The organism is Leeuwenhoekiella blandensis MED217, assembly GCF_000152985.1.
GTDB classification, from domain to species: Bacteria; Bacteroidota; Bacteroidia; order Flavobacteriales; family Flavobacteriaceae; genus Leeuwenhoekiella; species Leeuwenhoekiella blandensis.
Genome location: NZ_CH672395.1, coordinates 3,745,770 through 3,758,737, shown reverse-complemented (window position 1 = coordinate 3,758,737; position 12,968 = coordinate 3,745,770). Strand labels below are relative to the sequence as shown.

Here is a 12,968-nt window from a genome sequence, read left to right as displayed (position 1 = left end):
ATGGCATCAGGAAACGTTTTACACGTGCTTTACAATGATGATGATATTCTTATGAAGGCAGTAAAAGAGCTGCGTTCTAAACATTATCGAATTATTGAGGTATATACGCCATTTCCGGTTCACGGCTTGGATAAGGCTATGGGATTACCATACACTCGTATCGCTATTTGTTCTTTTATCTACGGACTTATAGGACTCAGTGTGGCTACTCTTATGATGAATTTTATAATGATTGAAGATTGGCCAAGAAACATTGGTGGTAAGCCAAGCTTCTCTTATTTGCAGAATATGCCGGCGTTTGTGCCAATTATGTTTGAATTAACAGTATTCTTTGCGGCTCACCTTATGGTAATTACTTTTTATATGAGAAGTAAAATATGGCCTTTCAAAAAAGCTGAGAATCCTGATGTGCGTACAACAGATGATCACTTTTTGATCGAAGTTGATGCTGCAAACCACGATCTTGATGAACTTTCTAAGTTTCTTTATGATACAGGAGCTACAGAGATAAGTCTAATTCATAACGAAGAACACGCTTAACAAATGAAAAATAATATTCAAATATTAGGCTCATTGATAATGATGTTGGTTTTTATGGCCTCTTGTCAGGATAAAGATCATCCCAATTACCAATACATGCCTAACATGTATGAAGATGTAGGTTATGAAACCTATGGTAATTATGAGGTTTTCCCTAACGGAATGGAAGCTATGCAGCCTGCAGAGGGAACTGTTTCGCGTGGTTGGATGCCTTACGGTTATGAGAACAGCACAGAAGGTTATGAGGCGGCCAAAGCTAGTTTGACTAACCCGGTGCCATACACAGAAGATAACTTAAATGAAGGGAAAGCGTTGTACACTATTTATTGCGCTATTTGTCACGGTGACAAAGGTGATGGTAAAGGTACATTAGCTAAACGCGAAAAAATATTAGGGGTTCCTGCTTATAATGATCAGGGACGTGCGATTACTGAAGGAAGTGTATATCACGTAACCTATTATGGTCTTAACACTATGGGATCTTATGCATCTCAAACAACAGAGCGTGAGCTTTGGTTAATTAACCATTATGTGATCGATCTAAAAGATGCCCTTGACGGAAAGCCTAAAAGAGCATTTGAAGAGGAAGCTACTTCTGAAGATGTTGCAAGTGCTGAAGCAACTGCAACCGAAGAGGAAACTGAAGCGCAAACTGAAGAATAATAAAGGCAGGATATTTCAAAATTATGTACACGTTATCAAGTAAATTAAGACTTTTTGCCATAATTAGTATGGTTCTTGGACTTGTAGGTGTGGTTTATGGATTTTTATCTGTACCCGCTACGGTTGAAGAAGCAAGTGAAGTACTTGCCTCTCATGAAGAGCATCATGGTGAAGAAGCTAGTCACGAAGAAGCAAATTTTGTTGACGAGGCGCGTCAGGAACATGGGTATTCTGAAAAGGCAATGGCACACGATAAGGATATGGGCCACGAAGCGCACGGTGAAGGAGAGCATATGGAGCACGTATTGCATCAGATGCAGACAAAACCTTGGTCTGCTGTTTTCGTAGCAGCCTTTTTCTTTATGATGATCGCTTTAGGAACGCTTGTTTTTTATGCAATTCAAAATGCAGCTCAAGCAGGATGGTCTCCGGTATTATTTAGAGTGATGGAAGGGATTACAAACTATCTCCTTCCGGGATCTGTGATCGTTTTATTGATCGTGATCTTTGCAGGAGAACATTTTTTTCCTTGGCAAAATCACGAGTTAGTAGCAGAGGATACTATTCTTCAAGAAAAATCAGTGTATTTGAACTTTCCTTTTTGGTTGATCAGAGGTATCATCTATATCATAGGGTGGAACTTATACAGACATTTTGCTAGAAAAAATTCTCTGGCAATGGATACCGCCGAAGGAGATAAGCCATATAAGAACTTATTCAAATATTCGGTATACTTCTTAGCATTCTTTATTGTTACCGAGTCTACAATGGCTTGGGACTGGTTTATGTCGATGACTCCACACTGGTATAGTACCCTTTTTGCTTGGTACATCTTTGCTAGTATGATCGTTTCAGCAGTAACTGTTATAGCAATAGTAACGGTTTCACTTAAAGCGATAGGTAAATTAGAATTTGTAAATGATAGTCACTTACATGACTTGGCTAAGTTTATGTTTGGTTTCAGTGTATTCTGGACGTACTTATGGTTTGGTCAATTTATGTTGATCTGGTATGCAAACATTCCAGAAGAGGTGACTTATTTTATTTTGAGAATACAAGAGTATAATCCTATTTTCTTCGGAATGATTATCATCAACTTTGTATTCCCAATTGTAATATTGATGAATAGTGATTTCAAACGCGTTTCTTGGTTTGTTGTGATCGCTGGTGTTTTCATTTTAGTAGGACACTATATAGATATTTTCCTATTAGTTATGCCATCTACGGTTGGACCACATTGGTCTTTCGGAATCACAGAATTCGCTGCGTTACTATTCTTCTTAGGCCTGTTTATTTTAATGGTAGGCTTAGGATTAGCTAAAGTATCGTTGAGACCTAAGAATAATCCATTCTTAGTAGAAAGCGAGCATTTTCACTATTAATATCAACGAACAGAAAAAACACAAAAATGACCGTCTTTTTAGTACTTATTGTAATCATTCTTTTTGCTGTAGCAATATGGCAAATGAGTAAAATATATGCGCTGTCTAAGGGAAGTTCTGAAGAAGGAACTTCAGACGTTGCAAATGGAAAGGATAACCGTATCAATGCCAAATTGATGGTTATGTTTATGGTGTTCCTTTACTTCTTAATGTTCTATTGTTTCTGGCATTATTCTAAATTCTATCTGCCAGAAGCTTCTTCTGCTCACGGTGGTAAGTACGATAATTTGATGTTTATCTCTATCGCACTTATTATGGTTGTGCAAATCATTACACAGTTTTTGCTTCACTTTTTTGCCTACAAATACAAAGGAGAGAAAGGAAAAAGAGCTTTGTTCTATGCTGATAACGATAAATTAGAATTCATATGGACCATTATTCCTGTGATTGTTTTAGCAGGTCTAATTATTTACGGTTTGTTTACGTGGTCTGACATTATGAATTTCGAGGAAGATGAGGATGCATTAGTTGTAGAGCTTTATGCGCAACGTTTCAACTGGAAAGCACGCTACGCCGGTGAAGACAATATCTTAGGTGATGCGAACGTACGTTTTATTGAGGGTGTTAACCAATTAGGTATCGATCCAAGTGATGCAGATGGTCAAGATGATGTTGTAACGCAAGAGTTACATCTTCCGGTAGGACGTCAGGTGATTTTTAAATTGAGATCTCAGGACGTATTGCACTCGGCGTATATGCCGCACTTTAGAGCGCAAATGAACGTGGTGCCAGGTATGATCACTCAATTTTCTTTTACGCCTACAGTAACTACTGAAGAGATTCGTCAAACGGATTATATGCAAGATAAAATGCGTACAATTCAAGAGATACGTAAGGAGAAAAATAAAGAATTGGTAGCTGCAGGAGAGCCAGCATTGGATGCATATGATGAGTTTGATTATTACCTGCTTTGTAACAAAATTTGTGGGTCAAGTCACTACAACATGCAAATGAAAATAGTGGTGGAGTCTCAAGAAGATTATGAAGCTTGGTTAGAAACACAACAGACTTTTGAGGCGAGCGTAGCTCAGCAGTAAAATTGATTTTTAAAAGAAACTAGATATGTCAACAAACGCAACAGCTTTTGAACATGCTCACGATGATCACGCACATCACGATCATCATCAGACATTTATAAGTAAATATATTTTTAGTACAGATCACAAGATGATCTCAAAGCAGTACTTGATTACTGGTTTGTTAATGGGAGTTATAGGTATTGCAATGTCAATACTTTTTAGAATCCAATTAGCGTGGCCAGAAGAAAGCTTTACTGTATTTGAAATTTTCCTTGGTAAATGGGCTCCTGAAGGAGTTATGGATCCAAGTATTTACCTTTCCTTGGTTACCATTCACGGTACCATCATGGTATTCTTTGTACTTACAGCTGGTTTGAGTGGTACCTTTAGTAACCTTTTGATTCCACTTCAAATTGGAGCTCGTGATATGGCTTCAGGATTTTTGAATATGGTTTCTTACTGGTTGTTCTTCTTGTCTGCTGTTATCATGTGTTCATCACTTTTTGTTGAAGCAGGTCCTGCCGCTGCTGGATGGACGATCTATCCTCCATTGAGTGCACTACCAGAATCGATTTCAGCTGCTGGTACCGGTATGACTTTATGGTTAGTTTCTATGGCAATTTTCATTGCATCCTCTTTATTAGGTTCACTTAACTATATTGTTACTGTAATCAATATGAGAACCAAAGGAATGTCTATGACAAGACTTCCACTTACCATCTGGGCATTCTTCGTAACTGCGATTATTGGGGTTGTTTCTTTCCCTGTATTATTGTCTGCTGCATTGCTCTTGATAATGGATAGAAGCTTTGGAACTTCATTCTTCCTATCTGACATATATATTGGAGGTGAGGTACTACACAACTCAGGTGGTTCGCCGGTTTTGTTTGAACATTTATTCTGGTTCTTAGGTCACCCTGAAGTTTATATTGTATTACTACCTGCATTAGGTATTTCTTCAGAAGTTATTGCAACAAATTCACGTAAACCGATTTTTGGTTATCGTGCGATGATTGCTTCTATATTAGCTATTGCATTCCTTTCTACGATTGTATGGGGTCACCATATGTTCGTATCGGGTATGAATCCATTCCTTGGATCTGTATTTACCTTTACAACTTTGTTAATTGCAATTCCATCTGCGGTAAAGGCTTTTAACTATATAACCACATTATGGAAAGGTAATCTGCAGATGAACCCTGCAATGCTGTTTTCTATTGGTTTAGTTTCAACATTTATTACCGGTGGTTTAACAGGTATTATTTTAGGAGACTCTACCTTAGATATTAACGTTCACGATACTTACTTTGTAGTAGCGCATTTCCACTTAGTGATGGGTATATCTGCACTGTACGGTCTTTTTGCCGGAGTATATCACTGGTTCCCTAAAATGTTTGAAGGGCGTATGCTTAATAAGAATCTAGGTTATGTTCATTTCTGGGTGACTGCGATTGGATCTTATGCTGTTTTCTTCCCAATGCATTTTATTGGTATGGCGGGTCTTCCAAGACGTTATTACTCAAACACAGCATTCCCATACTTTGATGATTTGGCAGACGTAAACGTGATGATTACCATTGCTGCGATCGTTACTGCTTCTGTTCAACTGGTATTCTTATACAACTTCTTTTCTTCAATATTCTATGGAAAGAAAGGTCCTAAGAACCCTTGGAAATCAAATACCTTAGAATGGACTACTGAATTGAAGCACATTCACGGAAACTGGGAAGGTGAGATTCCATCTGTATACCGTTGGTCTTATGACTATAGTAAACTGAATGAGGATGAAACAGATTATGTAATTCCTGGTCAAGATTATATTCCTCAGAATGTTCCACTTCAGCCTAATGAAGAAGAAATGAATCACTAGGTCGATTCGAAAATATAAAAGTAAAAGCCCGCAGTTCGCGGGCTTTTTTTATTCATCAGTATTAAAGTAAACGATGAATGCCTATTTAGTATCTTTACGTTATGAATGAACATTTAGATCCAAGCGGAGAAGGTTTTTCTCACGAGGAATATGATATCGAGCGTGCTTTAAGGCCGCTCAGTTTTGATGATTTTACCGGTCAAGAACAGGTCATTGAGAATCTTGAAATTTTCGTTCAAGCAGCTAATGGTCGAGGAGAGGCTTTAGATCATACTTTGTTTCACGGTCCTCCGGGTTTGGGTAAAACGACTTTGGCAAATATTCTTGCCAATGAACTTGGGGTTAATATCAAAGTGACCTCTGGTCCCGTTTTGGATAAGCCGGGAGATCTTGCGGGATTGCTTACTAATCTTGAAGAGCGCGATGTGTTGTTTATTGATGAGATACATCGACTAAGTCCAATTGTTGAAGAATATTTGTATTCTGCGATGGAAGACTTCAAGATCGATATTATGATCGAGAGTGGACCAAACGCACGTACGGTTCAAATCACGCTTAATCCGTTTACGCTTATAGGTGCGACTACGCGTTCAGGATTGCTTACCGCGCCTATGCGTGCACGTTTTGGAATCTCTTCAAGACTACAGTATTATAATACCGAACTTTTGACTACAATCGTTCAACGCAGTGCCGAAATACTCAATGTTCCTATTCATATGGAAGCCGCGATAGAAATTGCCGGTAGAAGTAGGGGAACACCGCGTATTGCTAACGCATTGTTGCGTAGGGTGCGTGATTTTGCACAGATCAAAGGAAACGGAACGATTGATATCGAGATCGCACGTTTTAGCCTTAAAGCGCTTAATGTAGACGCACACGGATTGGATGAAATGGACAATAAAATTCTTGCAACCATCATAGATAAATTTAAAGGCGGACCTGTTGGAATCACCACACTCGCGACGGCTGTTTCTGAAAGTGCCGAAACCATTGAAGAAGTGTATGAGCCCTTTTTGATACAGCAAGGCTTTATTGTGAGAACACCAAGAGGGCGTGAAGTGACCGAAGCGGCGTATACGCATTTGAACCGAGTGAAAGGACCTATTCAAGGTGGATTGTTTTAAACTTGTGATATGGGGAAGGCTTTTCCAAAAGTTTCCATTTTTCAATTTTTGAGATCGGCGTTGTCGATCTTAAAAAACCCGTTGCCCTTTCATCACCGAAATTTTGAATCTAAAGGCAATACGTTTCAGTTGAAAATAGGTTTTACCCGAAGCGTTCTCTTTTCTAGAGACGCACATTTTGCACAACACGCACTTCAGAAAAATCAAAAAAAGTATCAAAAGTCTCCCATTCAAACTCGTGATCTGGCCAAATATGTTGGTCAAGGTCTTTTAACAGCAAATGGCAAGCACTGGGCAAAACAGCGCAAACTCATTCAACCGGCATTTCAAAAGAAAACACTACACGGATTACTTCAGAAAGTAGACGAAGTCATTCAAAAGGAACTCGTTAAAATTGAAACCGGTAAAGCCTTTGATATTTTTCCTATTTTCAATGATCTGGCTTTTAATACGGTCGTTCAGGCCTTATTCAGTAATGTGATTGATCAAAAGGCGATCAACAGACTACAGCATATTACAGAGAGCAATCAGCGTATGATGGTCAAAGAGTTGCGACAGCCTTACTTAAACTGGTGGTTTCATGTTTCTGGCGCTCTAAAAAGTGCCTTAAAGCAATCGCTTGAAGCACGGCAAATTCTAAGTAAACTTATAGATGATCGCATCGCTAGCGGTATTCGACACGATGATTTACTCGATATGTTGCTAGACGCGCGTTATGAGGACGACACGCCAATGAGTCGCGAACAACTTATTGATGAAATTCTAATCCTCTTTATCGCGGGGCATGAAACGACTTCGAATGCATTAACTTTTACCGCAGCCTTGTTGGCTCGAAATCCTGAAGTTCAGGATAAACTTTATGCCGAAAGCTTAGCAGCCGATAACGAAGTAGATCTTTTAGAAAAAATCAAAACGCTCAAGTATACCAATCAGGTGGTCAACGAGGCTATGCGTCTATATCCGCCGGCGTATTTTATCGATCGCATTAGCATTGAAAAAGATCAATTTGACGATTTTGAGATTGAAGCGGGAACCAATATTCTATTTTCCATTTTTGAAATTCACAGACATACCGATTTTTGGGAGCGACCTGAAGAATTTAATCCTGACCGTTTTGCTGATGACAGCTTAAAATATTCTCCGTATTACTATCCTTTTGGGGCAGGGCCGCGAATGTGTATTGGCAATAATTTTGCGATGTATGAGATGATTCTAACGGTGAGTCATTTGGTTAAAAAGTTTAAGATCAAAAAAGAAACCGCTCCTATTGCGATCAATCCGCTGATCACGCTTAAACCTAAAGATGTCTTGCTCACCTTTACACCAAGAGATTTTGAATACTAAAGCCAAATATACTTCGTGGATAAAGGACAAAGCCAAAGAACTGGGCTTTATGAGTTGTGGTATTTCAAAAGCAGGTTTTCTCGAGCAAGAAGCGCCGCGACTTGAAGATTGGCTCAATAAAAATCGAAATGGTGAAATGCATTATATGGAAAACCATTTTGATAAACGCTTAGATCCAACCTTGCTGGTTCCCGGAGCAAAAAGCGTGGTTTCGTTACTGCTGAATTATTATCCTGAAGAAAGACAGCGAGACGATTCCTATAAGATTTCGAAGTATGCATACGGTACCGATTATCATTTTGTAATTAAAGATAAACTGAAGGGATTTCTCGAAGCGATCAGGGAACATATTGGCGAGGTAGATGGAAGAGCTTTTGTAGATTCGGCTCCTGTTTTAGATAAAGCTTGGGCGGCAAAAAGCGGTCTGGGATGGATAGGGAAGAATAGTAATTTACTCACCAAGCAAGTAGGTTCTTTTTATTTTATTGCTGAATTGATCATCGATCTTGAGCTGGAATACGACACTCCGGTTACCGATCATTGCGGTTCGTGTACGGCGTGTATCGATGCGTGTCCTACACAGGCAATCGTTGATCCTTATGTGGTAGACGGTAGCAAATGCATCAGTTATTTTACGATCGAATTGAAAAATGAGATTCCTGATTATGCTCAAGATAAAATGGATGATTGGATGTTTGGTTGTGATGTATGCCAGGATGTATGCCCGTGGAATCGCTTCTCAAAACCACATAACGAACCTTTATTCAACCCAAAACCGAAGCTACTGGAATACTCTAAACAAGAGTGGAAAGAGCTCACGCAGGAAGTTTTTTCTGAAATCTTCAAAAAATCTCCTGTAAAGCGCACAAAATTTAGCGGATTAAAACGAAATATCGATTTTCTAGAGAATGCTGCAGACGCTGACTGATTCTACTTTTATATTTTAAAAACTGAGATATTTTTGCTTTTTATGTCATAATATTATTAATTGCTAACCGAAAACGTTTGAAATTTAAAATATTATGAATAAGGTGCTGAGTATGCTGAAAAAGCCAAATCTTTCTTTTTGGCAAATATGGAATATGAATGTTGGATTCTTCGGTATTCAATTCAGTTTTGGGCTGCAGCAAACAGCGATCAATCCTATTTTTTCTTTTTTAGGCGCAGACCACGCCGATTTGCCAATTCTTAATCTTGCCGGGCCGGTAACCGGACTTTTAATTCAGCCCATAATTGGTGCGATTTCAGATAAAACATGGTTGCCAAAATGGGGCGGCCGTAGAAAACCGTTTTTTCTCATAGGTGCAATTTTAGGAAGTTTATGCCTTTTTGCATTTCCGTATAGTCCAGAGTTGTGGTTCGCAGTTGGTTTGTTATGGATACTTGATGTAGCAAACAATACAGCCATGGAGCCCTACCGTGCGTTTGTAGGAGATAAACTCAATGATGATCAATTGACGTTTGGCTATCAAATGCAAAGCTTGTTTGTAGGAGCCGGGATTACGATTGCTAACTTTTCTCTTTTCCTCTTTCAAGACTGGTTCGGGACTTCGGCAGAGCAGAGTGCCGCGTTATGTTCTACAGCAACCGAGACCGTTTCTAATATTCCAACGTGGGTGTATTATTCGTTTTTCCTTGGGGCAATTGCTTCGGTAGTAACTATTTCTTGGTCGGTTTGGAAAACTCCTGAAATTCCTCCGTCAGACGAGGCTTTGGCAATTCTAAAAAAGGAAAAACAGGAATCCACCTTTCTTCAGCGAATTCAAGAGCCATTTGCAGAAATTATAGTTGCAATCGGTAATATGCCTAAGATGCTTAAAAAATTAGCAGCGGTTTATTTCTTTCAATGGTATGCGTTATTTGTGTATTGGCAGTTTATCACGCCTATGTTGCGCAATAGTATTTACGGGTTGACCAATGAAGATAATCAACGCTTTGAAGCGATTATGGAGGCATGTAAATCTGGCGGAACCGTTGGGACGGGAGACACTGCATTTGCTCAAAATTTTCAAATGATTTCTGAACAGGCTTTAGCACAAACAGGTTTGATGAACGGGACCTACAATTTTGTAACGATGATCGTTGCTCTGGCATTGGTTCCTTTTGCTAAGAAATACGGTTCCCGCAATGTTTATGTATTGAGTTTGGTTTTTACAGGAATTGCATTGTTAAGCATGCCTTTCATAAAAAATGAATATGCGCTGCTTATTCCTATGGTATTGTTCGGTATTGGCTGGGCGGCGATGATGGGGATTCCGTATGCGATGGTTTCTAAAGTTATTCCAGAGCAAAAACGCGGCGTCTATATGGGAATTGTAAATATGATGATCGTGATTCCTATGTTGATACAAACGGTAACATTTGGACCTATTATCAAAAATCTACTCGACGATAATGCGGTAAATGCAATTCTTTTTGGTGGCGTGTTTTTTATTATCGCGGCAGTATTGGCCTTGCGTTTAAAAAAGAGTTATTCTTCAGATGAAATTAATATGTCTTAACCGTTAGGAGGTAATTCAGTATTAAAAATTGATAAAAGGAAACCTTCAGATTTCTTAGGGTGATTCAATAATAGGCTTACTTTTGTACTACTAGCAAACAATAGAATTATGAGCAAAGAAAGTAAGCGCCGTGAGGCTTTAGTTTATCATGCAAAACCAAAACCGGGTAAGATCGCGGTTGTACCTACCAAGAAATATTCGTCTCAACGCGACCTTTCCTTGGCGTATTCACCGGGAGTTGCAGAGCCTTGTCTGGAGATTGAAAAGGATAAAGAAAATGCTTATAAATACACAGCTAAAGGGAATTTAGTTGCCGTAATTTCTAACGGAACAGCGGTTCTTGGACTTGGTGATATTGGTCCCGAAGCTTCAAAGCCGGTGATGGAAGGTAAAGGACTTCTGTTTAAAATTTTTGCAGGAATAGACGTTTTTGATATTGAAGTAGATACCAAAGATGTAGATGCTTTTATCGAAACAGTAAAGAATATTGCGCCAACTTTTGGTGGAATCAACCTCGAAGATATTAAAGCTCCTGAAGCTTTTGAGATCGAACGACGTTTGAAAGAAGAACTCGATATTCCTGTGATGCACGATGATCAGCACGGGACAGCGATCATTTCTGCGGCTGCGTTGCTCAATGCTGTGGAGTTGACAGATAGAAAGATGGAAGACATTCGTATCGTAGTAAGTGGTGCGGGTGCTGCTGCGGTTTCCTGTACGCGACTTTATAAGGCGTTTGGTGCAAAGGCCGAAAATATTGTAATGCTCGACAGTAAAGGAGTAATACGTAGTGATCGTGAGAATCTTTCTGCAGAAAAAGCCGAGTTTGCATCAGATCGTAAAATTGATACGCTAGATGAAGCGATGGTTGATGCCGATGTGTTTATCGGTTTGTCGATTGCAGATATTGTATCTCCCGAGATGTTAAAATCAATGGCGCCTAATGCCATCGTCTTTGCAATGGCAAATCCAAATCCGGAGATCGATTATAACCTTGCGATGGATACGCGTGATGATATCATTATGGCAACAGGAAGATCTGACCATCCTAATCAGGTAAACAATGTGCTCGGTTTCCCTTTTATTTTTAGAGGTGCGCTAGATGTGCGTGCAACAAAAATTAATGAGGAAATGAAAATGGCTGCGGTTAAAGCCTTAGCAGAACTGGCTAAAGAATCGGTGCCGGAGCAAGTGAATATTGCCTATGGCGAAACGCGATTGAACTTTGGTAGCGAGTATATTATTCCTAAACCTTTTGACCCCAGATTGATTGCAAAAGTGCCGCCAGCGGTTGCAAAAGCAGCGATGGATAGCGGTGTAGCACGAGAGCCGATCACCGATTGGGTGAAGTATGAAGATGAGTTGCACGAGCGTATGGGCTCAGACAATAAAATTGTGCGCCTTATACTCAACCGTGCGAAAACGGAGCCGAAGCGTATTGTTTATGCTGAAGCAGATCAGCTTGACGTTTTAAAAGCAGCGCAAATCATTCACGATGAAGGTATAGGTGTGCCGGTATTGTTAGGAAATCGTGAGACCATAATTGAACTTATGGAAGAGCTAGATTTTGATGCTGATGTACAAATAATAGACCCTAAAACACCCGAAGAAAAACCGAAACTTAACGAGTATGCTCAGATTTACTGGCAGGAGCGTAAGCGTAAGGGCGTAACGCTTTATGACGCACAGCGTTTGTTGAGACAGCGCAATTATTATGCGTCAATGATGGTGAAGCAAGGCGATGTTGATGCGATGATCACAGGATATAGCAGTAGTTATCCTTCAGCGGTAAAACCTGTTCTTGAGGTTATCGGTTCGGCGCCTAACGTTCAGAAAGTAGCTGCAGCCAACTTGATGAATACCAGTCGCGGACCTTTATTCTTAGCAGATACTTCGATCAATATTGAACCTACAGCAAAAGAATTGGCAAAAATCGCATTGATGACAGCGCGAACAGTCCGCCTTTTTGGTATGGAACCGGTAATTGCGATGATCTCGTATTCTAACTTCGGTTCTTCAAAAAACCCGCAAGCAGATAAAGTACGCGAAGCCGTTTCCTACTTGCATAAGTATTATCCTGATCTTGCTGTAGATGGTGAAGTTCAGGCAGATTTTGCACTTAACGCAGATATGCTGAAGAGTAAATTTCCATTCTCGAAACTCGCAGGAAAAAAAGTCAACACCTTTGTATTCTCAAATATCGATTCGGCCAATATTATGTATAAAATGGTAAAGGAGTTGAATAATGCAGACAATATTGGTCCTATAATGATGGGGATGAATAAACCTGTTCACGTTTTGCAATTAGGAGCTAGTGTTGATGAGATCGTAAATATGTCTGCCGTTGCGGTGATCGATGCACAGCAAAAAGGAAAGAAGTTACAGGAAGAGCTTTTAGGCGAAAACAAAGCATAACGCCTTAAATAAATAGGCCTTAGGTGTGCTGATTAATTTTAGTACATTTG

10 protein-coding genes are annotated in these 12,968 nt (G+C 39.6%); all 10 read left to right on the top strand.

Features of this window, described 5'->3' with window-relative positions:
• Positions 1-540, top strand: a complete 540-nt coding sequence (locus MED217_RS16165; RefSeq protein ID WP_009781626.1) for a DUF3341 domain-containing protein — start codon at positions 1-3, stop codon at positions 538-540.
• 3 nt (positions 541-543) lie between these two features.
• Entirely contained in the window at positions 544-1,203 is a 660-nt protein-coding gene (locus tag MED217_RS16160; protein WP_009781625.1) for a c-type cytochrome, read from the top strand.
• 23 nt (positions 1,204-1,226) lie between these two features.
• Entirely contained in the window at positions 1,227-2,585 is a 1,359-nt protein-coding gene (locus MED217_RS16155; protein WP_040532977.1) for a hypothetical protein, read from the top strand.
• A gap of 26 nt (positions 2,586-2,611) precedes the next feature.
• Positions 2,612-3,682 carry a cytochrome c oxidase subunit II gene (locus tag MED217_RS16150; protein WP_009781623.1) on the top strand — a complete coding sequence of 357 codons (1,071 nt, stop codon included), beginning with the start codon at positions 2,612-2,614 and terminating at the stop codon, positions 3,680-3,682.
• Between the two features lie 25 nt (positions 3,683-3,707).
• Complete coding sequence (locus tag MED217_RS16145) at positions 3,708-5,534, top strand: cytochrome c oxidase subunit I (RefSeq protein WP_009781622.1); 1,827 nt, start codon at positions 3,708-3,710, stop codon at positions 5,532-5,534.
• Between the two features lie 101 nt (positions 5,535-5,635).
• A complete protein-coding gene (gene ruvB, locus MED217_RS16140) occupies positions 5,636-6,658 on the top strand; it encodes a Holliday junction branch migration DNA helicase RuvB (protein WP_009781621.1) in 1,023 nt (340 codons plus the stop codon).
• Positions 6,659-6,667: 9 nt separating this feature from the next.
• Positions 6,668-8,002: a cytochrome P450 gene (locus MED217_RS16135; protein ID WP_009781620.1), complete on the top strand. Its 1,335-nt coding sequence runs from the start codon at positions 6,668-6,670 to the stop codon at positions 8,000-8,002.
• Positions 7,962-8,930, top strand: coding sequence for a tRNA epoxyqueuosine(34) reductase QueG (queG, locus tag MED217_RS16130; RefSeq protein ID WP_394330431.1), 969 nt, complete (start codon positions 7,962-7,964; stop codon positions 8,928-8,930). Before MED217_RS16135 ends, queG begins: the two co-directional genes overlap by 41 nt.
• A 94-nt stretch (positions 8,931-9,024) precedes the next feature.
• Entirely contained in the window at positions 9,025-10,503 is a 1,479-nt protein-coding gene (locus tag MED217_RS16125; protein WP_009781618.1) for an MFS transporter, read from the top strand.
• Positions 10,504-10,611: 108 nt separating this feature from the next.
• The gene (locus MED217_RS16120) at positions 10,612-12,918 is read left to right on the top strand and encodes an NADP-dependent malic enzyme (protein ID WP_009781617.1); all 2,307 of its coding nucleotides are present in this window, start codon (positions 10,612-10,614) and stop codon (positions 12,916-12,918) included.
• The last annotated feature ends 50 nt before the right edge of the window (positions 12,919-12,968 follow it).